This is a genomic window from Desulfosporosinus sp. BICA1-9 (assembly GCF_000802135.1).
The window spans coordinates 1-23,395 of the sequence record NZ_JUEE01000145.1 but is presented as its reverse complement, the minus strand read 5'-3'; the positions used below and the strand labels follow the sequence as shown (position 1 = coordinate 23,395).

Annotated in this window: 20 protein-coding genes and 2 pseudogenes; 21 read left to right on the top strand and 1 reads right to left on the bottom strand. The window is 41.5% G+C overall.

Annotation, left to right across the window (positions count from 1 at the left end):
* Nucleotides 1–18 precede the first annotated feature (18 nt).
* From JL57_RS17825 to JL57_RS34745, 19 genes and pseudogenes are all read left to right on the top strand, one after another.
* Nucleotides 19–1,026, top strand: coding sequence for a BMP family protein (locus JL57_RS17825; RefSeq protein ID WP_291300234.1), 1,008 nt, complete (start codon nt 19–21; stop codon nt 1,024–1,026).
* A gap of 83 nt (nt 1,027–1,109) precedes the next feature.
* A pseudogene (locus tag JL57_RS17820) lies at nt 1,110–2,008 on the top strand (ATP-binding cassette domain-containing protein).
* On the top strand, nt 2,005–3,027 hold the full coding sequence (locus JL57_RS17815) for an ABC transporter permease (RefSeq protein ID WP_034143362.1): 1,023 nt from the start codon (nt 2,005–2,007) through the stop codon (nt 3,025–3,027). The pseudogene JL57_RS17820 and the gene JL57_RS17815 overlap by 4 nt, the downstream one beginning before the upstream one ends.
* A gap of 12 nt (nt 3,028–3,039) precedes the next feature.
* The gene (locus JL57_RS17810) at nt 3,040–3,978 is read left to right on the top strand and encodes an ABC transporter permease (RefSeq protein WP_034143361.1); all 939 of its coding nucleotides are present in this window, start codon (nt 3,040–3,042) and stop codon (nt 3,976–3,978) included.
* Between the two features lie 460 nt (nt 3,979–4,438).
* Entirely contained in the window at nt 4,439–5,899 is a 1,461-nt protein-coding gene (locus tag JL57_RS17805; RefSeq protein WP_034143360.1) for a sigma-54-dependent Fis family transcriptional regulator, read from the top strand.
* Nucleotides 5,900–6,392: 493 nt separating this feature from the next.
* Complete coding sequence (gene panB, locus JL57_RS17800) at nt 6,393–7,241, top strand: 3-methyl-2-oxobutanoate hydroxymethyltransferase (protein WP_291300233.1); 849 nt, start codon at nt 6,393–6,395, stop codon at nt 7,239–7,241.
* A gap of 111 nt (nt 7,242–7,352) precedes the next feature.
* Nucleotides 7,353–8,579 carry an NAD/NADP octopine/nopaline dehydrogenase family protein gene (locus JL57_RS17795; RefSeq protein ID WP_034143359.1) on the top strand — a complete coding sequence of 409 codons (1,227 nt, stop codon included), beginning with the start codon at nt 7,353–7,355 and terminating at the stop codon, nt 8,577–8,579.
* 100 nt (nt 8,580–8,679) lie between these two features.
* Entirely contained in the window at nt 8,680–9,582 is a 903-nt protein-coding gene (locus JL57_RS17790; RefSeq protein ID WP_034143358.1) for a branched-chain amino acid ABC transporter permease, read from the top strand.
* A gap of 30 nt (nt 9,583–9,612) precedes the next feature.
* Nucleotides 9,613–10,608, top strand: a complete 996-nt coding sequence (locus JL57_RS17785) for a branched-chain amino acid ABC transporter permease (RefSeq protein ID WP_034143357.1) — start codon at nt 9,613–9,615, stop codon at nt 10,606–10,608.
* Between the two features lie 86 nt (nt 10,609–10,694).
* Nucleotides 10,695–12,014, top strand: coding sequence for an ABC transporter substrate-binding protein (locus tag JL57_RS17780; RefSeq protein WP_291300232.1), 1,320 nt, complete (start codon nt 10,695–10,697; stop codon nt 12,012–12,014).
* Between the two features lie 101 nt (nt 12,015–12,115).
* Nucleotides 12,116–12,838, top strand: a complete 723-nt coding sequence (locus tag JL57_RS17775) for an ABC transporter ATP-binding protein (protein WP_034143356.1) — start codon at nt 12,116–12,118, stop codon at nt 12,836–12,838.
* 47 nt (nt 12,839–12,885) lie between these two features.
* On the top strand, nt 12,886–13,593 hold the full coding sequence (locus JL57_RS17770; RefSeq protein ID WP_034143355.1) for an ABC transporter ATP-binding protein: 708 nt from the start codon (nt 12,886–12,888) through the stop codon (nt 13,591–13,593).
* 262 nt (nt 13,594–13,855) lie between these two features.
* Complete coding sequence (locus tag JL57_RS17765; RefSeq protein WP_034143354.1) at nt 13,856–14,647, top strand: aspartate/glutamate racemase family protein; 792 nt, start codon at nt 13,856–13,858, stop codon at nt 14,645–14,647.
* Between the two features lie 49 nt (nt 14,648–14,696).
* Complete coding sequence (locus tag JL57_RS17760) at nt 14,697–16,139, top strand: trimethylamine methyltransferase family protein (protein WP_034143353.1); 1,443 nt, start codon at nt 14,697–14,699, stop codon at nt 16,137–16,139.
* A gap of 39 nt (nt 16,140–16,178) precedes the next feature.
* Nucleotides 16,179–16,814 (top strand): B12-binding domain-containing protein, encoded by a 636-nt coding sequence (locus tag JL57_RS17755; RefSeq protein ID WP_034143352.1) that lies wholly within the window; start codon nt 16,179–16,181, stop codon nt 16,812–16,814.
* A 105-nt stretch (nt 16,815–16,919) separates the two neighbouring features.
* Nucleotides 16,920–18,338: a trimethylamine methyltransferase family protein gene (locus JL57_RS17750; RefSeq protein WP_034143351.1), complete on the top strand. Its 1,419-nt coding sequence runs from the start codon at nt 16,920–16,922 to the stop codon at nt 18,336–18,338.
* A gap of 90 nt (nt 18,339–18,428) precedes the next feature.
* Nucleotides 18,429–19,856 (top strand): trimethylamine methyltransferase family protein, encoded by a 1,428-nt coding sequence (locus JL57_RS17745; RefSeq protein WP_034141661.1) that lies wholly within the window; start codon nt 18,429–18,431, stop codon nt 19,854–19,856.
* A 57-nt stretch (nt 19,857–19,913) separates the two neighbouring features.
* A pseudogene (locus tag JL57_RS17740) lies at nt 19,914–20,426 on the top strand (dihydropteroate synthase); the annotation flags it as partial.
* A 238-nt stretch (nt 20,427–20,664) separates the two neighbouring features.
* Nucleotides 20,665–20,826 carry a hypothetical protein gene (locus tag JL57_RS34745; RefSeq protein WP_291299866.1) on the top strand — a complete coding sequence of 54 codons (162 nt, stop codon included), beginning with the start codon at nt 20,665–20,667 and terminating at the stop codon, nt 20,824–20,826.
* Between the two features lie 669 nt (nt 20,827–21,495).
* Here the strand turns inward: JL57_RS34745 and JL57_RS17730 are convergent.
* Entirely contained in the window at nt 21,496–21,705 is a 210-nt protein-coding gene (locus tag JL57_RS17730) for a type II toxin-antitoxin system RelE/ParE family toxin (protein WP_291299867.1), read from the bottom strand.
* Nucleotides 21,706–21,919: 214 nt separating this feature from the next.
* Here JL57_RS17730 and tdh point away from each other — a divergent pair, with 214 nt between their 5' ends.
* On the top strand, nt 21,920–22,951 hold the full coding sequence (tdh, locus tag JL57_RS17725) for an L-threonine 3-dehydrogenase (RefSeq protein ID WP_034141683.1): 1,032 nt from the start codon (nt 21,920–21,922) through the stop codon (nt 22,949–22,951).
* Nucleotides 22,952–22,967: 16 nt separating this feature from the next.
* Nucleotides 22,968–23,395: aminotransferase class I/II-fold pyridoxal phosphate-dependent enzyme (locus tag JL57_RS17720; protein ID WP_034143350.1), on the top strand; the 428-nt coding region annotated here is incomplete at its 3' end.

The following is a 23,395-nucleotide window of genomic DNA, read 5'->3' as shown; positions in this document are numbered from 1 at the left end:
TAACCAAGAGGAGGAATTATGATGAAACTTATTAAAGGGATCGCAATTCTTATGTGTATGTTAGTGTTGTTAACCGGTTGCGCCAGTGGCGGCGCACAACAGACCACGTCAAAAGAGGAAAAGATGAAAGTGGCTCTGCTCTTATCCGGTCCTGCCAATGATCAGGGTTGGAATGCGACAGCTTTGGAGGGACTTAAGGCCGCTGAATCGAAATTCGGGTTAGAGACCACCTATTCAGAAAATGTAGGTGTCGCCGACACCGAATCAGCGTACAACGATTATGCTGCACGGGGATATAATTTAATTATCGGGCACGGTTTCCAGTTTGGAGATCCAGCAGTCCGTGTGGCCCAAAAATTTCCTAAGCTCAACTTCATGGCAACTGAGTCCAATTCACAGGCTTCGAATATGGCTTCCTATGTAATGAGCTGCGAGCAGGGCGGATATTTGATGGGTATCCTGTCTGGTTCGATGTCCAAAACCGGTAAAATCGGGGTAATTGGCGGTATAGAGCAACCCTCTATTGTCAAGGAGCTTGAGGCCTTTAAGTTAGGTGCAAAAAAAGTAAACCCCGACATCATTGTTTATGATATTTACGTCAATTCATTTACCGACGTTTCTGCCGGTAAAGATGCGGCGCTGTCCATGATCGGCAAGGGTGCAGATGTTCTCTACCATGTTGCAAACCAGGCGGGTACCGGCGCAATTAAGGCGGCAGAGGAAAAAGGTATCCTGGCTTGCGGCAATTCATACGACCAGAGTTCAATCGCGCCTAATACGGTTATGTGTTCGACGGTGTACAATATGCCAACAGTTATACTAACCGCTGTCGATGCGGTTAAAAATGGTTCGTTTAAAGGCGGAATTTCTCACTTGGGTATGAAAGAGAACGTCGTCGATATTTCCCCGTACCATTCTTTCGAGAGTAAGATTCCCGAGGCTACCAAGAAACTGATAGAAGATACCAAGAAACAGATTATTGATGGGACTTTTACCGTCCCAGTCATCGAGAAATCCACAAAATAGACATAAACATTTAGAAGATGTCTCGATGGATCATGTTGCGAACTGTCCAGAGACATCTTTTTCTTTTTAGGGAGGTTGAATCTATGGCTTTGCTTTCCATGAAGAACATCAACAAATCGTTTTTTGGGAAAATGGCCAATAACCAGGTATGTTTCGATCTGGAGCCCGGAGAGATCCATGCGCTCTTAGGAGAAAACGGTGCCGGGAAAACTACATTGATGAACATTTTGTACGGCATCTATGCAAGGGATTCCGGGGATATTTTCTGGAAAGGGCAAGAGGTTGCCTTTACATCACCCAGAGACGCTATTGCTTTCCATATCGGCATGGTGCATCAGCATTTTATGCTGGTACCCACCCTAACCGTGTCGCAGAACATAACCCTCGGGCTTAGAGAAAAAGGATATCCTTTTCCTAACCGTAAGGCACTTAAGGCAACGATTACGGACGTTTCGAAAAAATACGGGTTGCAGATCGATGTGGGTGCTTACCTCTCCACCTTGTCCGTAGGCGAACAGCAAAGAGTTGAGATTATTAAACTTCTCTATCGAGATGCAGAGCTGCTTATTCTGGATGAGCCTACTGCAGTGCTTACTCCCCAGTGGAAGAATACGCCATCAAAACCCCAGGTTTGAACACTCCCCTGCGCTACCTGTCTGGCGGAAACCAGCAAAAGCTAATCCTGGCACGAGAAATGGCGGGTGACCCGAAAGCTATCGTGGCACATCAACCGACACGCGGGCTTGATATTGGTGCCACAGAGTTCGTCCAACAGCAGCTTCTCCAGCATCGAGGAAAAGGGTGCAGTATTCTCCTCATCTCAGCGGACTTAGAGGAAGTCCTCTTACTGAGTGATAGGATCGCCGTGATTTATAAAGGGCGTTTCATGGGAATTTTCCCTAACACTAAAGAACTGAATCTCTCCCAGGTCGGTCTTATGATGGCTGGGAAAACGTCTGAAGCAAGGAAGGAATCACTATGAAACAGTTTGGAAAATCTCTGTCTTTTCTTGGTATTGCCGTTCTGACGTTATCCATTACGATTGTACTGATCCTTATGGTTGGCAGCAACGTAGACCAGGCATTCTCCAGCTTTTTATCCGGAATTTTCGGCTCCTTCTATTCAGTTTCCGAGGTTTTGGTGAAAGCAACTCCGTTAATCCTAACTGGATTGGGCGTGGCAGTAGGGTCCCGAAGCGGGTTTATCAACATTGGTGCCGAAGGGCAGCTTTACATGGGTGCCATTGCCGTTACCTGCATTGCTTTCTGGCTTCACGATCTACCGGCAATGGTTATGATTCCGCTGGTGATCTTGGGAGGGTTCGTTTTTGGAGGGGTTTGGTCCGCTGTTCCGGGGTTTTTAAAGGTACGGTTCGGGATCTCGGAGGTGATTACCACGCTCATGTTTAATTATATTGCTATAAGTATTGTAGGTATTTTGGTGCGTACTTCCCTCAAGGATCCCTCCAATTCTTTACCTATGTCGGCATTTCTGCCGGACGGAGCGACACTCCCGACCCTTATGAGCTCTACACGGTTGCACGCAGGTCTCTTGGTCGCTCTAATCAGTGTAGTCCTTGTCTGGCTTTTGGTATGGAAGACTCCTACGGGCTATCAAATGCGGGCTGTTGGTCTAAATCCCAGGGCCTGTAAGTGCTCCGGTATTTCCGTGTATAAAAACATTATTCTCTCCTCTTTGATAAGCGGCGGCCTTGCCGGAATTGCAGGTGTGTGTGAGGTGTCCGGACTGCATCACAAGCTGCTTGAAGGTATCTCCCCAGGCTATGGATATATCGCCATTATCGTCGCGCTGTTGGGGAAAAACCACCCCGTAGGTGTAGTCATCTCTGCTCTGGGCATCGCGGCGCTTCAGATTGGTTCATTGGGAATGCAGCGTATGGCTGATGTACCCACCTCTATTTCATCCATTATCTTGGGGGTTGTCGTCTTATTAATTCTGGCCCGTAAAAGTATATTTCGCCGACTCTTAACGGACGAATAGGAGGATCGAACAATGGATTCTGGTTTTATTACCCTTGTTACAATGTATTTGATCGCCTCTGTTAGGATGGCAACCCCTCTTATCTTAGCGGGACTGGGAGAGGCTGTTTCCGAGAAGGCCGGGATCCTTAATATCGGTGTTGAGGCTATCATGCTTTCCGGAGCTTTTTTCAGCTTTATCGTCTCGTTTTTTACTGGAAACCTATACTTGGGTCTCTTAGCGGGTATCGGGGGCGGCATTTTTGTCAGTATGATCCATGCCGTATTAAGCATCCATTGTAAAGCTAACCAGACCATTGCGGGTTTGGCGCTCAACTTTATGGTGATGGGACTGACAAGCTTCCTGTTTTTGATCGTCTTCGGGCAGACTACTACCCTCCCATCATGCAGTGTATTCAGTGCGGTGAAAATTCCTTTGCTGTCGCATATTCCGATCATTGGCCCGGCCTTGTTCAATCAGAATGTGTTTGTCTATATCGCTCTGATCTGCATTGTACTGACCGCGATTTTCTTTTATAAGACGGAGTGGGGGGTTAATCTGCATGCCGTTGGGAAACATCCGCAGGCGGCGAACTCTGCCGGCCTTAATGTCTTCGCAATCCGCTACTTCGCTTGTTTTGTCAACGGTATACTGGGCGGGTTGGGGGGAGCAAGTATAACGCTGGGACAGCTCGGTTTCTTCATGGAGAATGTTACCTCCGGAAGAGGCTATATTGCTTTGGTGGCTGTCATCCTGGGACGGCGTAATCCCGTCGGGATTTTTGCGGCAGCTATGGTGATCGGCTTTTCTCAAGCACTGCAGTACAACCTTCAAACCTTGGGCTTCGCGATTCCCACGCAGGTATTCAGCATGTTCCCCTATGTCGTTGCCGTCATCGTACTCTTCTTATCGATTGGCAAAAGTATTGACCCTTCTGCACTGGGTGTCCCCTTCGAACGCAACAAACGGTAATAAGATCTTGGATGAGTTTCGCCACCTGACAATAATTCATAAAAATATACCTGGCAAAGCAAAAGATACTGGTAGAAAGATGCCTTTGTTTTACATTATTTCAACGTGGCATCCGGAGAACTAAAAAGATGAGAGGCAATGAACTACCTCTCATTTGTTGTATATTATCCATGATACTGTTTGCAAATACGATCCTTGTATTATTTTTAAGTCAACAACTACATGTTAACTACCTTAGTGCGACGGTAAGTGATGTTAGGGAACTCTTCGGAGCTTTGAATTGACTAAGCCTTTTCTCATGAAGAAAGATGTGCTATTATCCAAGAAAGTAGAGAAAAAACGATTCTGTCTTCCCCGACAACTTCCAGCATAGTTGAAACCCCTATGGGCTAGATTGGCATTATTCTACTTTAGAAGTCTAATGAGAATATCTATATATCAAAAGGATGGTGTTGTATTTATGGGGGAATATGAGAATAATCTAGACTCACACATCCTTGAGGATAATCTAGTTGAATTACCACTTAGAATTATTGAAATATTAGAAGATATTTGTATACATGTTGTGGATATAAGAGGCTGCACTACTTATTACTCAAAGGGGTGTGAAAAAATAGAGCAATATAAGAGGGAAGATATATTAGGTAAGAATATATGTGAAACTTATAGGATAGATGAAAATACAGAACTAAATGCTGATAACAGTGTTATACTCGGAGTACTACAAACAGGAAAGCCAGTTATAAATAGAGTAATGAAATTTATTACCCTAAAAGGCAAACTTGTAAATGTTGTTACGAGTGCCTACCCAATATTTTCAAACAATAAATTATTGGGTGCTATTGCCGTTTTTAAAGATTTATCTCAAATAATTGAAATGTCATCTGCTATAACACAATTACAGAATGATCTACTCTTGCTGAGGAAGATACAATCTAAAAATGGAACACAATTTCATTTTAGCGATATCATTGGATCGAGCGCTGTTATTAAATCTACCATTGCCTTGGCTAAAAAGATTTCAGTTTGTTCTTCTTCAATACTTATTGTTGGTGCAACCGGAACTGGTAAAGAATTATTTGCCCAAAGCATACACAACTATGGTCCTGTATCTAATGGGCCCTTTGTGGCTATTAACTGTAGTTCTATTCCTGAGACACTGCTTGAAAGCATACTCTTTGGAATAACTAAAGGTGCTTTTACCGGCGCTAATGATACCATCGGTCTTTTTGAACAAGCTAATAATGGGACGTTATTTTTGGATGAACTGAATTCTACTAGTTTAGCATTCCAAGCATCGCTTCTTAGAGTATTGGAAACAAATAAGATCCGTAAAGTTGGGGGTAATAAAGAGATCGCAGTAAATGGACGAATAATAAGTGCAACGAATATTAATCCTATTGAAGCAATTAAAAAAAACCAATTGAGGTTAGATCTTTACTATAGACTTTCAGCTGTAACATTAGAAATCCCTACTTTGGGCATGCGACTTGATGATATAGATGAGTTGGTAAATAGTTTTATTAAAACGAACAATAAAATTATGAGGAAAAACATCCATGGAATTTCGGATGAAGTCGCCATTATCTTAAAAAAATTTAACTGGCCTGGAAATGTACGCCAGCTAAAACATTGTATTGATTATGCAATGAATATGACTGAAATAAATGATATCTTAATAACTCCCAAACACCTGCCAAAATACATAGTAAATAATTCGAATACTAAAGAAAATCATAGAATTATCAAAGATAATAATTTGAAAGAAACATTAAAAGATATTGAGCGAGAAATAATTATTGAAGAAATTAAAAATAATAATGGTAATTTTAGTAGAGCAGCTAAAAACTTAAGTATTTCAAGACAAAACCTTCAGTATCGCTTAAAAGTTTTAAATATTTTGGACCGTGAGTTACAGTGATCTGATGCTTGACAGTCTAGGTGTCTGGTGAAGCATCATAAAACAACTCAAAAAGTTTAATTAAGAATGGAGGCAACAAAAAAGTTGTTTCTCATTCTTTTTTTTGCACAATTTTGGCTGCCTTTAGATCGGAGTGACAGTGTAGGAGCAGTTAGAAGAACCGGTAATTTAGCAAACGTAAAGAATTTTTGCATGCAAGAATTCTTTACGTTTGCTAAATATTTGATTTTTTCGAATATTTGAAACCATTTTTATAGAATTGTAAAAAAATTTATACATGCTTATTAAAATATTTTAAATTTTTTTAATTATTTTACTTTGTGAGCTTTTCTTTTTTCACTTCATGGGGAAATAATTTAAATTGAAGTGGCTCTGTTTACAGCCTTTATAGACTTACTCAATAAAGAAGAATATAGATTAATTAAAAAATTTCGAAGAATGGCACGAAGTTTGCAAATATATAAAGTTGTAATAAATAAAGGAGGTTTTCAAGTTGGCTCGTAAAAAAGGTATTCTTGATTTTATGAAAATGAAGAAAGATGGGGAACAAGCCGCATGGGTAACTGCTTATGACTATCCTACGGCTTCCTTTGCGGAGCAGGCGGGTATGGATTTAATACTTGTGGGAGATTCCTTAGGTATGGTTGTTCTCGGTTATGAGAGCACGATTCCAGTAACTATGGCGGATTGTATTTCGCACTGTCAGGCTGTTCGCAGGGGGGCACCGAATACTTGGATCGTTGGGGATATGCCATTTTTATCCTACCAAGTATCGGATCAAGATGCTGTAGAAAATGCCGGTCGCTTTCATAAAGAGGCAAGTGTTGATTGCATTAAGCTCGAAGGTGGAAGGCGGGTTTGTAGCAAAATTAAGGCGATTACTGATGCCGGTATGTTGGTCATGGGCCACATTGGCTTGACTCCTCAAAGTTCAGGACAATTAGGTGGATTTAAAGCCCAGGGTAGAGACGTTAATAGTGCAAGGGATCTCATTATCGATGCAATCGCAATTCAAGAAGCAGGAGCATATGCCCTTTTGTTAGAAGCAGTTCCACCAGAACTTACTGGATTTATTGCACAGAAACTAAAGATTCCTGTTTATTCGATCGGTGCAGGACAACCATGTGATGGTCAGCTGTTAATATGTGGGGATATGCTGGGCATGTTTGAGACGTTTACTCCAAAGTTTGTTAAAAAATATGCAAATATTGCTGAAATTGAAGTTAATGCATTTAAACAGTACATCAATGATGTAAAAAGTGGACAATTTCCGACAGATGAGCATGTTTACCATATCTTAGATGGTAAGGAGGAATTCGAAAAGCTATTTAAGGAGTTTTGACTTTCTCAATGTTGAATAACTGACGACTATCTCTATAAACAAGAACATCAATGACAGAAAGTTAATATAAAGCTGGTTACAAACCAAATTTGATATTGGAGGACGAAATATATGAGTAACATGGAGTATCTAAAAAACAAACCAATAGCAATCCTTGGAGCTGGAGCCTGCGGTAAGGCGCAAGCTGGAGATTGTGCCTTAGGTGGCGCAATCACTCGTATTTGTGATTTGCCTCCCTTTGCCGAAAAAACATTATTTGGTATTAAAGAACAGGGTTTAAAGTTCTTTGGGGAACAGTTGAACCTCTACGGGTTTGAACGCTCAGGTGTCGCTCAGTTTGACAAAGTTACCACAAATGTTGCAGACGCTGTAAAAGGTGCAGGAATCGTCATCGTAACGACTCCGTCTATCGGACACATGCCCTTTTTTGAACAGTTAGTTCCTGCCTTAGAAGATGGCATGGTCATCCATATCTTCCCGGATAACTACGGCTCTTTATTACTAAGAAAAATGATGCGTGAGGCAGGCTGTACTAAGAAGGTTATTATTGGTGGATGGTCTAGTGCACCTTATGGCTCTAGAGTTGAAATTAAAGGTGGAGTCGTCTTACCGAAGGTTCGAGCCTACTATCGAGCAATCACCCTAAGGGGAGCAGCACTTCCGACAACGGATCAGGATGATTTCCTGGAAAGCACAAAATATATTCCGAGCATGGATGCAATAACTAAGGGTGATGGCGTCGTTGGAGGAGAAACTGTCATGGACACCGGATTTAGTAATGTAAATCCAGTTCTGCATTGCCCAGGTACCATCTTAGGAGTCGGAGTCATGGAAAACTGGGGCGTAATTTATGGAGAGAACAAATACGACTTCTCCATCTACTCCCATGCTTATTGTCCATCAATATCTCAAGTTCAATACACCTTGTACCAAGAACAATGTAAATTAGCAGCAGCAATGGGTGTCGGCATTCAGGCATTTGACAAGAAACAATTCTTCTCAAGAGAAAATATCTTAGGGCCTGAATATATGGGGCCGGATTATGAGATTCCCTTTGACCAGCAGGATTATATCCAGTTTGGAACAGGCCCACATACCATTAACAATCGATATATCACTGAGGATATTCCGGTAGGATGCCATGTTTATCATGAACTTGGTAAGAAATTCGGAGTAAAAACTCCTGTTGTAGATTCGATGATCAACCTTGCGAATGCTATGCTCGAAACGGATTTCTACGAATCAGGTTACAGTTTGGAGTATCTGGGCATCGGTCATATGGATAAGGATGAAATGTTACAGTATCTCCACGAAGGAGTTTATAAAGAAGAGGTATAAGCGTTTAAAATCCCTTACCATTCTCTTCACTTAATTGGGGAGGAATGGTAAGGCTTAATATGATCTATCTCGATAGATCGTTAAAGGAGGTGCACTAATAATGGATATGGATGCAATGCAATTATTCAACATTGTATTGACCGGAGTCCTAAGAGGGGGATTATACGCGCTAATGGCAGTGGGGCTTTCCTTAGTTTTCGGGGTAATGAATATCCCAAACTTTGCTCATGGAGAGTTCTACATGCTAGGTGCATATTTTTCTTATTTTGCCTACTCATATTTTCACTTCGGCCCGATCTCCAGTATTCTATTGGCTGCAGTTGGAACGTTTATTTTAGGGGCTATCACAGAAAAGACGTTGTTCTACCCGTTACGTAAACGGTCCAAGAAAAACTGGATAATGAACACATTTCTTTTGACCTTAGGGATTTCAATTGTTCTTCAAAACAGTGCCAAAATGCTTTGGGGTAACACATATCGAGGGATTACTCAGTATTGGCCCGGAAAAGTAAGTATTGCCAGTTTTAATATTTCTAATGATCGTATTGTAGGGTTTTGTATAGCCATGGTTACTATTGCTATCTTCTGGATTTTCTTAAATAAAACTACTATGGGACGAGCTATCCGCGCCGTTTCTCAGGATGAAACTGGAGCGAGTATAGTTGGTGTTAATTTAAACGTTATCCATACGCTGACCTTTGCGTTAAGTTGTCTGCTTGCTGGTTTGGCAGGAGCAATACTGCTTTCTATTTCACCCGCTTATCCGTTTATGGGCATACAACCGCTCTACAAGTCTTGGTTTGTACTGATACTAGTTGGAATGGGGAACATAGGGGCGAGTATCTACGGTGGATTGCTAGTTGGGTTGCTTGAAACCTTCGCCTACATGAAATTCGGCTCTGGCTGGCAGGATGTCGTGAGTCTAGTCATAATAATCATGATTTTAATATTTAAGCCACGGGGATTGTTTGCCAAAAAAGGGGTCAAGAGCGTTTCGGAATAATGCAGATTATCAATGATTGGAGGGATGAGCGTGGAAAAGGCAGAGAGTAGTTTTACAAAAGGTGTCCGATTCACAGGGAAGTTTGGGTTTACACCTTTAGGACTGGCTATGCTTTTTGTTCTTGCTATTTTCCCACTGGTTCTACAGGATGAAGTGATTACCCGTCTACTAATTTCAGCACTTATGCTGGGGGCACTGGCTATGGCTTTTGACTTCACCGCGGGTTTTATTAATATCAACAACTTTGGTTACGCGGCTTTTTGGGGAGTAGGTGCATATACTTCAGCACTTCTTGCGGTTAAATTAGGTGTCTCACCGTGGCTTGGAATGTTAGCCGGCGGGATTTTGGCTGGATTGTTGGGTCTTGGTTTAGGTTTTCTTACTCTGCGGTTGGCCGGGATCTTTGCTTCTTGTATGACGTGGTTTGTTGCATTAGCAATGTTTGCGGTGACGGCTAACTGGGTTGAGTTAACACGAGGAACATCGGGGCTCAGTGTTCCACCGCTTTTTAACACTACTGGAAATATCGAGTATTTTTACACAATACTAATAATGACAGTTTTAACCTATGTGGGATTAAAAGTTATTATCAAATCTCATATAGGAACAGCATTTCGGGCTATTGGACAAGATCTGCAGGCTGCCCAGGCCTCGGGGATCAATGTAACTAAATATAAGATCATGAATTTCACGATCTCATGTGCCATTGCGGGGGTACTCGGAGGGTTTTACGCTCATTTCGTCGGCATTATTACTCCAACTGTTATGAACACTAGTCATACAGTTGAAGTAATGGTACTTTCTTTTGTCGGCGGTAGAGGAACAATTTGGGGTGGATTGATTGCGGGATTAGTCATGATTCCAGGTATGGAATATTTAAAAGGCCTAATGGAATTGCGATTATTAATCTATGGGGTATTAATGATAACTGTTATGATATTTTTCCCTAGTGGCTTGGCCGGTCTTTATTACAAAGTCGTCCAATTTATTAGGAAAAATGCAACCCTGACAAAGTTCAAAAAGTAAGAAAAGGATGTAAGGAGGGCAGGCCTGTAGCAAATGAGTTAGGATTGTGAACCAATATGAATTAAAAACAAGGGGAGGCTTTAAAATTGAATTCATTTTTATTCAAAAAATCACGCAATTTTGTGGTTGCCTTGACGACGGCATTAGTCCTTAGTCTTACTCTGACAGGATGTGGTGGTGCAAAGCCATCGAGTGAGACTACACCAGCGGCATCAGCCGCGCCAAACAGTGTTATTAAGATTGGTATAATTGCACCTTTAACTGGACCTGCGGCTCGGACAGGGCAAGAATTCAAGGATTCGATAAATATGGCCTTTGGTGAAATTAATAATAAAGTAGGAGAACATCCGATTGAATTCAAATGGATTGACAGTGAATCAGATGCAGAAAAAGGAGCACGGGCTTACGAAAGTGCGATTGTTAATGACAAGATTACAGTAGGCTTTATGGATTGGCACAGTTGGGTTTCTGTTTCCTGTATGGAAGTAGCAGCTAAGTATAAAATGCCTCACTTTTTTTCATACGGAGCGACGGATGTGGTCAATCAAAAGTACAAATCTGATCCGGAAAAATATGCCTATTGGATGGGCAAGGCATGGCCTACCCCAGAAAAGTTAAGTATAGGCTATGTTAGTGCGGTGGAGGAAGCAATTACCAAAGGTATTTGGAAACCAGAGAATAAGAAGGTTGCATTGTTTGGTGTTGATAATGATTGGGGCAGAGGATTTTGTGCAGCACTGGGTGAGCAGTATAAAGCGGCTGGTTGGGAGGTTGTTGCTACCGAATGGGTGGGCCTCGGAGAGACGGAATTTTATCCTTTGTTAAATAAATTAAAAGGCTTAAATGTTTCCTTGGTAGCCGGTACGATGTCTGATCCTTCCTCGGTTTCCTCACTCATTAAACAATCAAGAGAAGTTGGATTAAAAAGCTTGATAGCAAGTGATGGATTAGGCTGGGTAGGAGAATGGTATAAGCTAACTGGTGACTCATCAGATTACGTTATCGATCAAATACCACAATGGACGACACCTGAAGCTAAAAAGTTCCAAGCTGATTTTATGGCTAAGTATAAATATGAACCAGGAGCCGCTGTAGCGGGTATGTCATATGATTACACTAAATTCTTGATTAAAGTATTGGAAACAACTGAAAAAGACTACGGATCGATCACTACAGAAAATCTATTTAAAACGGGCAAAGAAAAAGTTATGACAGGCCAATTAAGTTACAAGGATGGAATCCTAATGAAAGAATACAAATATACTCCGCAGACCTTCCCCGATCCAGTAATTGATGGAGACCATTACATGTTTCCTGTAGTTCAGTATTTTGGAGGAAAGCCCAATGTAATTTGGCCTGAAGCTTTTAAAGATGCAGACTTGAAAATTCCCGATAATCTAAAATAATTACTGTTTAGAATGGGCGGAGCGTAACATGCTACTTATCGAACGCTCCTCCATTCTAACTCATAAGTATATGGAAAATTATAAAGAAGCTGGTGGTAGCTATGATATTGAAAACGAAGGACGTTTGTAAAAGATTTGGTGGATTAAAGGCAGTTAATAACGTTAGTCTACAGGTTGAAGAGGGGCAAATCTACGGATTGATTGGTCCTAACGGGGCTGGGAAGACAACGTTGCTAAATACCATCGCGGGAGTGCATCCGCCAGAAGCCGGAAAGGTTTTTTTTAGAGGTCAGGATATTACGGGGTTTAGAGCAGATAAAATTTGTCATACCGGGCTGGCTAGAACATTTCAAATTGTCCATTCGTTCCAGAACATGAGCGTATTGGAGAATGTAATGGTAGGTTCTGTGTTTGGAAATCGACGACCCCATTCTAAGCCAGCAGAAATGGCCACAGAGATGCTAAACTTTGTCGAGTTTCCTCTGTCGCACAATACATTAGCTGGGAATTTGAACACTATACAACTCAAGAGATTAGAGTTAGCCCGGGCTTTAGCAACAAACTGTAAGCTTCTCTTGTTAGACGAAGTAGCAGCAGGTTTAACTCCTGGGGAATTGATAGATCTAACGCTATTGATTAGAAAAATACGAGAGAACGGAACCACTATTATCATGGTTGAGCACTTGATGAAACTAATTATGGATGTATGTGACAGAATTGCTGTTCTTTGCTTTGGGGAGAAGATTGCTGAAGGTACACCCAATGAAATTATGGAGAACGAAAAAGTTTTAGAGGCTTACTTGGGGGCAAAATATGTACTCTAAAATATTTAAGGTCATTTCCTTGATTAAGCTTGATTGGAGGTAAGGAAATGTTAGAAATTAGTGGGATTGATGCTTCATATGGCAACCTTCAAGTATTGTGGGATGTTTCGCTGAATATTGGAGAAGGAGAAATTGTAGCAGTGTTAGGTCCTAATGGATCAGGGAAAACGACAATGCTGAAAAGCATTATGAACCTAGTCTCAGTTAAAAAAGGAAAGATCATGTTTCTGGGACAAGACATAACAGGCAAACCCATACATGAATTGACCAAAGTGGGATTAGCCTTCGTTCCAGAGGAGCGAAATTTATTTCCTGCAATGACAGTGATGGAAAATCTCTTATTAGGGGCTTATACAATCCGAAATAAAAAGATCATTAAGGAAACTTTTAATCGTGTCTTTGAACTATTTCCACGTTTAGCTGAAAGAAAGAAACAATATGCTGGCACCATGAGTGGTGGTGAACGACAGATGCTTGCCATCGCTCGGGGAATTATGTCAAATCCTAAAATGTTGATTCTGGATGAACCTTCTATGGGATTAGCTCCACAGAATGTACTCGCGGTATTCGAGACTATCAAGAAATTAAGTGCAGAGAAGGTTACGGTCTTAATCGTAGAGCAGAATGTAAACACAACTTTGACAGTTGCAGATCGTGCCTATGTAATGGAACAGGGGCGAATCGTAATGGAGGGTTCAAGCAGCCAGCTGCAAGGGGATGATCACATAAGAAAGATGTACACGGGTATAGCCTAAACTCCATTATTAAAAAGGAATAGGCATCCTTGGAGCAAGGGCCAGTGACTAGCTAGGCATTGGTCATATGGATAAGGATGAAATGTTACGGTATCTCCACGAAAGAGTTTAGAAAGAAAAAGCATAGAATTGCAATTTGAGTTAAGGGACAAAAAGCTCCTTAAGAGCGCATACCGAAGCGAATTTGTTACTTATTTCACTAAAAACGCGAACCGTATTGACAATTGTGTAGTGTTTAAATCAACACGTGGAGGTATCAAAAATGATTCTCGGACAAAATCGGGATATGGGTATTAACCATATTAAAACACGGAAAAGTCATGTTTGTTATGGTATGGGGCTTGGAATGATTCTATTAAATGATGCATATCCAGGATTTCCGGGTGACAATCGCAATGCCAGTGCTTTTCCATACCCTATACAGTATGAAGTTGCAGAAGGTGTTACGAACAAGACACTCGTTTATGATAAGGATCCGGGTAAATGTCGAGAAGCAGTGATCAATGCCGCACAAAAGTTAGAACGGATGGGTTGTAGGGCGATTGCGGCAGAATGTGGGTACTTTGCCTTTTTCCAGAAGGATGTGGCAGCAGCAGTTAACATTCCGGTATTTATGTCAAGCTTATTACAAGTTCCGTTTGCGCAACTTGTTATTGGGCCTAATAAACAGGTCGGTATAATATGCGCCCAGAAGAAGTTCCTAGATGCGGAACATTTAGGGAATGTCGGAATTAGAAGTGACAGCAATTATGTTATTGGAGGGGCTCAGGATGAGTATGGTTGTACTGAGTTCGACAATTTATGGAACCCTGATAAGCGGCCTGCATGCCCCAACGCATATTACGATAGGGCAGAGCAGCAAATGATTGAGGCTGCCAAAAAGTTTAAGGAAAAACATATGGATGTCGGAGCAATCGTCTTAGAATGTACAGGTATGCAGCCTTTTGCTCGAGCAATTCAAAGAGAGGTAGAACTACCGGTTTTTAGTTGGGGAACATTATTGGACTATGCTTACTCCGTGGTTGTGCATCGTGACTACTATGGACATGTCTAAATAGTACACAAAGTGCAACTTGTAATAAATCTTATGGGGAGGTAAATAAATGAGCACTTCAACGAAACGCAACTTGTCGCTTACCATCATCGACCAAGAGAAGTTTGATCAAATTCATGAGGCAAGTTTGCAGCTGATGGAAAATGTGGGCATGAAAATTGGAGGTACACGGGCGCTTAAGTTGTTACACGACAACGGCGCTGTAACGAACGGCGAAGGGCTTACTATAATTCCCAGGGGTCTGGTGGAGAGAGCCTTGAAAAGTGTCCCTAAGGAACTGGTACTTTATACACGCGATGGTGAACCTTCTATGAAGATTAACAATGATAATCCAGTTTACTTTGGCACACATGCTGATCAATTGGAACTCGTTGATCCATTGTCTGGAAGTGTTCGGAAATTCCTGAGAAAAGATACGGCAATGATGTGCAAATTGGCCGACTACCTGCCGAACATCCACTTTATCTTGTCTGTGGGTATGTCGTCGGATGTAAGACCTGAAGTGCAGTCTCAAATTACGTTTTTGGAGACAGTTAAGCATTTCAGTAAAACTATAAACTTTTCTACCAATGATATTGAAGGCCTAAAGGATATTATTGAGATCGCCGCTATTGTGGCTGGTGGATTAAAGAACCTTCAAGAAAAACCCTTTATTTTCAACTATTGTGAACCAATTCCACCCCTTGCTCATCCTAATGAGAGTACGGAAAAGCTCTATATTAGTGCGGAAAATCGTATTCCAGTAGTATATATGCCCTATTGTATGATGGGCGGAACCTCTCCCATGAGCTTTGCAGGGACTCTAGCTCAGTGTAACGCTGATATGTTAACTGGGTTGGTTATTACGCAGTTGGTTTCTGAAGGAACTCCATTTATTTATGGTTCTATGCCTTCAGTGTTTGATATGCGGACAACAATCGGAAGTTATGGGGCACCCGAGTTTCACTTGTTAGTGGCAGCGTCCTCCGATTTGGCAGCGCATTATGGTATACCCTTCTTTGGAACTGCTGGATGCACGGATGCTAAAGTGCTTGATGAACAGGCAGTAGCAGAAACGACCATGGAACTTTTCTCCACAATGATCAGTAAAGCCAACATTGTCCATGATGTTGGAGTAATGGATCACTGTAACAGTGTCTCCCCAGAATTAGTTGTTTTGGCTGATGAGATCATTGAAGGATTAAAACACTATACACAAGGTGTTCAGGTAAATACAGAGGAACTTGCCTTAGATGTGATAAAGGAAGTAGGGCCTGGAGGACATTTTCTGACGAACATGCATACTCTACGTAATTTCAAAAAAGTTTGGTATCCGAGTTTATTTAGCCGGGATATGCAGAACAGTAACGAATCTCTAGTTAGGGGAAAAGTGACGGAAAAGATCAAAAATATTATGGAGAGCCATCAGGTCCCTCAACTTGATAAAACTATTCTCATGGAACTCGAAAAATGGAATGCAAAATTGGAATCGTTAAAACCAACTGCCAAATGAAGCAATGATAAACGATTAATAATTTAGGAGGTACTCTCTATGTCAAATTATACAGATCTCGCTCAATATGTAATTGAAGGTGCAGAAAGCCAAATTCGGGAGCAAGTCAAGTCGTTACTTGCTCAAGGGATAGACCCGTTAGAAATCATTAACCAGGGCTTAATTGCAGGCATGAGTGTTGTTGGAACTCGTTTCAAAGCTGGGGATATGTATGTTCCTGAAGTGCTGATGTCAGCACGGGCTATGAGCGCAGGAATCGAAATCGTTAGACCTTTGATTGCTGAAACTGATATGCCTAGCTTTGGAAAAGTAGTATTAGGTACGGTGAAAGGTGACCTTCACGATATCGGCAAAAATTTAGTAGGAATGCTGTTAGAAAGTTCCGGTTTCAAGGTCATTAATATCGGCGTGGATATTTCACCTGAACAATTTGTTCAGGCAGTAAAAGAGCATAACCCAGACATTGTAGCTTTATCTGCGTTACTTACGACAACGATGACTGCGATGAAAGAGACGATTGAGCTCCTACAGGAGGAAGGACTAAAAGGTAAACTGAAGATTATTATTGGCGGCGCACCTGTTTCCATGGAATTTGCTGATCAAATTGGTGCTGATGGGTATGCACCTGACGCTGGATCTGCAGCTGAACTGTGTAAAAAAATACTCAGTATATAAAAACTATTTTTACTACTACTGTGTCGTGGGTGGGTGTGGTTGTCGAGTTGACTAATACTCATTGATCGTCAGTCAATCGGCAACCACCTAAAGGGAGGAAATTAAATGAATACATCAACACGCAATTTGTCTCTAACCATCATCGATCAAGAGAAGTTTGATCAACTTCATGACGCAAGTCTATATCTCATGGAAAACGTGGGCATGAAAATTGAGGGGGCAAGGGCTCTTAAGCTTCTACAAGACAACGGCGCTCTAACGACCAGCGATGGGCTGACCACAATTCCTAGGGGTCTTGTGGAAAGAGCCTTGAAAAGTGTCCCCAAGGAACTGGTGCTTTATACACGTGATGGTGAACCTTCTATGAAGATTAACAATGTAAATCCAGTTTACTTTGGCACCCATGCGGATCAATTGGAACTCGTTGATCCGTTGTCGGGAAACGTTCGGAAATTCCTCAGACAAGACACTGCAATGATGTGCAAATTGGCCGACTACCTACCGAACATTCACTTTATTTTGTCAGTGGGTATGTCATCGGATATGAGACCTAAAGTACAGTCTCAAATCACGTTCTTGGAGACAGTTAAGCATTTCAGTAAAACCATTAATTTTTCTACCAATAATATTGAAGCCTTGAACGATATCATCGAGATCGCTGCTATTGTGGCTGATGGATTAAAAAACCTTCAAGAAAGGCCGTTTATTTTTTACCTTTGTGATCCAATTCCACCCCTTGCTCATCCCAAGGAGAGTACGGAAAAGCTCTATATTTGCGCAGAAAATCGTATTCCGATGGTATATATGCCCTATTGTATGATGGGCGGAACGTCTCCCATGAGCTTTGCAGGGACTCTAGCTCAGTGTAATGCCGATGTATTAACTGGTTTGGTTATTACCCAGTTGGTTTCTGAAGGAACTCCATTTATCTATGGTTCTATGCCTTCAGTTTTTGACATGCGCTCAACAATTGGCAGTTATGGAGCACCAGAATTTCATCTGTTAGTCGCAGCGTCTTCCGATTTGGCAGCGTATTATGGTATACCCTTCTTTGGAACCGCAGGATGCACAGATGCTAAAGTGCTTGATGAACAGGCAGTAGCAGAAACGACCATGGAACTTTTCTCTACAATGCTTAGTAAAGCCAATATTGTCCATGATGTTGGAGTAATGGATCACTGTAACAGCGTCTCACCAGAATTAGTTGTATTGGCTGATGAGATCATTGAAGGATTAAAACACTATATACAAGGTGTTCAGGTGAATACGGAGGAACTTGCCTTAGATGTGATAATGGAAGTAGGGCCTGGAGGACATTTTCTAACGAACCTGCATACTCTGAGTAATTTTAAAAAAGTTTGGTATCCAAGTTTATTTAGCCGGAATATGCAGAACAATAACCAATCTCAAGTTAAGGGAAAAGTGAAAGAAAAGATAAGTAATATTATGGAGAGCCATCTAGTGCCTCAACTAGATAAAACTATTCTCATGGAACTTGAAAAATGGTCAGCAAAATTAGAATAACACTGGCACATTGTTAGGAGGTTCCTATCTTGCGCTATAGAATATAAGGTTAGTGATTTGCACCTAATAAATGGACTGGAGGGTTCTCACATGATTGAATTGGACGAAATGGACGATGATCTGAGGAAAATCCATGAAGCATCAATGGCTGTTTTGGAACAAACAGGCATGAGGTTTCATCATCCTAAAGTATTAGAAATTATGCGACAAAATAGGATCCGTATTGAAGGACAGACTGCCTTCTTTACTCGCGCACAGGTTATTGATTGGGTCAGTAAGGCCCCGACTCATTTTAAGATGCATGCCAGAAATCCGAACTATGATTTTGTAGTTGGGGGTGACCACGTTGAAGTTTGCCCAGGGTCAGGCTCCTCCTTCGTATGCGAAGTTGATGGAACAAAACATGCAGCTTTGATGAGTGATTACATAAATTTTCTAAAACTTTATCACCAGTCAAGCTATTACAAGGTAAATGGTGGCATCGTCGTTCAGCCTACAGATATCGGTCGGTCAACGATTGCTATGATGCTTTATGCAACAATGGTCTATTCCGATAAGGTTATCATAACAGGTACAGGCACAGCTGAAGAAGTCGAACAATTGATGGACATGTTAGGAATAGTGTTTGGTGGTAAGATCTCTCTGGCGGAAAAGCCAAGATGTCTGACGATTGTTAATACAAATACACCGCTTCAGTTTGATACAAACATGTTGGACACAATGATGGTGTTCAATAAATACAAGCAACCTGTAGTCATTGCCGCCGCTTCAATGGCCGGGACAACAGCGCCGATGACCCTTGCAGGTACAATTGCATTGGCCAATGCGGAGGTACTGGCAGGTATTGCTGTCGCTCAAATGATAAACAAAGGTACGCCTGTAATTTACGGTTCCCAGTCAACCACCTCCGACATGAAGACAGGAAGTATTGCAATAGGTTCACCTGAAGGAGCCCTAGCCTATCAATATGCTGCTCGTTTGGCGAAGTCCTATGGGCTTCCCTGCCGGGGCGGAGGTACCCTGACTGATGCAAAGACCTTGTCTGTGCAAGCGGGGTACGAAAGCATGTTAACCTTACTAGCTAGCTACTCAGCAAAAACAAATCTTATTTTCCAAAGTTCGGGTATCATGGATAGTTATAACTCCATGTGCTATGAGAAATTTATAGCTGACTTAGAAATCATCGGAATGGTTAAACGTTATGTTAACGGTGTGAAAGTCAATACCGAAACTCTCGCAGTCGATGAGATTACAGAGATAGGCATAGCGGGGCAGTTTTTGACCTCGGACCATACCATGAAACATTTTAGGAAAGAACCATTTCTACCTGATATCAGCTTAAGGGGGGCGGTAACCGGCGATCCTTCCGATAAGCTAATGGATAATATTAAGACTAAGAAAGACAAGCTTCTAGCGAGTTATTGCAAGCCTGAACTGTCCACAGAAGTACAGGGAAAGTTAGTTGAGTATCTACTTGAATGTGGTTATGATAGTCAATTAATTGAAAGTTTGACTTGAATATCTACGTATGAATTGGTTTAGACCCGTAACTATCTAAAAAATAGGGTAATAGTTATGATAATTGTAGGAGAATTAATTAACGCAAGCCGTAAGACCATTGGAGGGGCTATCAAAGCCCAAGATGCAGCTTATATTCAAAAGGTGGCTAAGGACGAATTCGACGCTGGGGCGAATTATATTGATGTTAACGTTGGTATCTTTGTGGGTAAGGAACCAGAATACCTGAGATGGCTGGTCAATACTGTTCAGGAAGCCGTAGATTGCCCTTGCTGCATTGACAGCCCCGATCCAAAAGCCATAAAAGAAGCCTTGTCAGTGCACAAAGGAATTGCGATGATTAACTCTATCTCCCTGGAAAAGGCGCGCTATGAGGCGTTGATTCCTCTCGTTGCTGGCACAGATTTAAAAGTTGTTGCACTTTGTATGAGCGATGATGGAATGCCTGAAACCATGGATGACCGCTTAAAAATTGCTGACAAACTTATAAATGGGCTCGTCCAGAACAATGTGCCGCTGGATAATATTTATGTAGATCCTCTAGTTCAACCAATCTCAACAAACAGTTCGAGATCTAAAACAAAAATATTAGTAAGGTCTGTCTCCAAATGATGTCAAAGGGCATTCATGAAAAGGATTGTAAAAAACCTTGCCTCTTACCTTGTTCCAATACAAACCTCGACCCAGGATTTACTCATTCTTTAGTTTTATTAGCAATTTCAATTACTTATTAGTATTTTATTAGCTATTTTAATAATCCGTTCGATTAAGCAATCGATTGCCAAAGGAATGGTTGTCGCCGAAGCTTTTGCGGAAAGGTAATTTAGCTATTGATGCTCAAGGTGGTAAAGATGAAATAGGCGTTCTTATCGGGGATTTGGGCAAAGCAGCGTGTAAGTTGAGAGAGATGGTATCTACTTCAGTTCATGTTACAAAGGAAGTCAATGAGACTACAGTTGAGTCTACTTGAGCCGTTAATATTAGTACAAACCGGTAATTAATACGAACATGATGCCAAAACAGTATTTACACTGACCGAAGGATTGGTTGCAGCTGCCTCCGGAAAAAACCGCCAAACTGTTTGGTCTGCTGAATCTTTCACTTGGATTCGGCTCAATGGTCGGGAATTATGCAGGCGGATATATAAAAGCTATCTTCGACAGTTTTATAATGGCTTAAGTTCTGATGGGTTATTGAATATATCGCACGCTTTACCTTCGTTTAGAAATAGAGCAAAGGTGTCGATTGTATTTCTAAGAAATGATAGATCGTCAATTTCGCTAGGAAGTATTGTAAAATCTAGTTTTTGAAAGATTTGGCATTCAAGGAAGGAAAAACAAGATATTCGGCGAAAAAGAAAGGTGCGAGTTATATCAAAAACGGCGATACAGCTATCCTCCTCGTCGAAAATCTCACGACCTATCATGAAGTGATTCAACATCCAGTTCTTCTTCCTCCTACGATACTAGTCATCGAAGAGGGGGTCGTTATTTACGACACCCTCGAAGGGAAAACAAATTGGAAATGGCAGCAAATTATAATGGCTATCCAGCATTGGATAGCCATTATAATTTGCTAAAGTGACTGTAAAGGTCGGAGTTTGTCCATAACACGAAAGGTATAAATTACTGGCTCAAATTTAGAGGATACGGGGGGAATCCTGTTTGTAGTGAAGCACACGATGAACTTCCACGGTACTATCCTCCATAACCAGGATGTAGAACACTAGATAGGGATCAACAACGATCATGCGATAGTCCTGTTCAGCGACCTTCCTGTCCAACGGAATCGTACCCATGAGTGGAAAGTCCGCCAGCTTGCTTATGGACACTTTTATATTTTCATACATTAACTATTCAACTTGTGCAGATCCGTGCTTCCAAGGCTTACTGGTATAATATTCGAGAGAATTACGACTGAAAGGGTTGAATTAGTGGTATGATTTTATCAACGTATTAAATAAGCAGGAGGAGGGACAAACTGAACGCTGAGATGAGAACGTAATGGTTCTTTTACCTATTGTAAATAAACGAAAGGGTGCGAAGAGATTGAATAATAAAGAAATGTTCGCCTTGGTCAAGAGCAAAGCTGAAAAAGGATTATGGCTGGAGAAGGTTCCTGTTCCACAAATTGGACATAACGATGTTTTAGTAAAAATTAAGAAAACCTCCATTTGCGGTACTGATGTTCACATATATAATTGGGATTCTTGGTCCCAAAAGACCATACCCGTACCCATAACTATTGGACATGAATTTGTGGGGGAGATCGCAGATATTGGGGATAATGTCCTGGGCTTAGAAATTGGGGAGCGAGTATCCGGTGAAGGTCATTTGGTTTGCGGAGCCTGCCGTAATTGCCTGGCGGGTAAAAGGCATTTGTGTAAAAACACAAAAGGTGTGGGAGTCAACCGCGATGGTGCCTTCGCGGAATATTTAGCAATACCTGCCACCAATGTTTGGCGGTGTAGTCCGGATCTTGAGGATGATATACTCTCGTGCTTTGACCCACTGGGAAATGCGGTGCATACGGCCCTATCCTTTGACTTAATAGGGGAAGATGTTTTGATCACGGGTGCTGGTCCCATTGGCATTATGGCGGCAGCTATTTGTAAGCATGTTGGTGCCCGCCACGTTGTCGTGACTGATATTAATGACTATCGGTTACAGTTAGCCAAAAAAATGGGTGCTACTATGGTGGTAAATACGAAAGACGTAACCTTATCAGAGGTTATGCAGCAATTGGGGATGAAGGAAGGGTTTGATGTAGGGTTGGAAATGTCTGGAAATCCCCAGGCTTTTGCAGAAATGGTCAAGAGTATGTATCATGGAGGAAAGATTGCCATGCTGGGTATTCAGCAACCAAACACGATCATCGATTGGGATAAGGTTGTTTTTGGCTGTTTAACGATTAAAGGAATTTATGGTCGTGAAATGTTTGAGACCTGGTATAAAATGACCACTATGTTGCAAAGTGGTTTGGATATTTCCGGTATTATAACCCATAGATTTGATTTTCGAGATTATGAAAAAGGATTTGAAGCCATGAATTCTGGAATGTCGGGTAAGGTTGTTTTGGATTGGTCTAAAATCTAGTTGGTGGAGGGAAATCATGAAAACAGCTGTTAAGTATATAAAGCAAGAAATTGAAACTATAAATGAAGCAGGTACTTATAAGGAAGAGCGGATCATTACCACACCACAAAGTAGCAGAATAGATACTCAAGACAAAAAACAAGTACTTAATATGTGTGCTAACAATTATTTAGGATTATCTAACAATCCGGACTTAATTTCTGCGGCAAAAGAGGGTATAGATACGTGGGGTTTCGGTCTTTCCTCCGTTCGTTTTATTTGCGGTACTCAAGAAGTGCATAAAAACTTAGAGAGCGCGGTCAGCGATTTTTTGGGGATGGAGGACACCATTTTATATTCCTCTTGTTTTGATGCCAACGGTGGCTTATTTGAAACTTTATTAGGAGCAGAAGATGCTGTTATCAGCGACGAACTTAACCATGCTAGCATTATCGATGGAGTTCG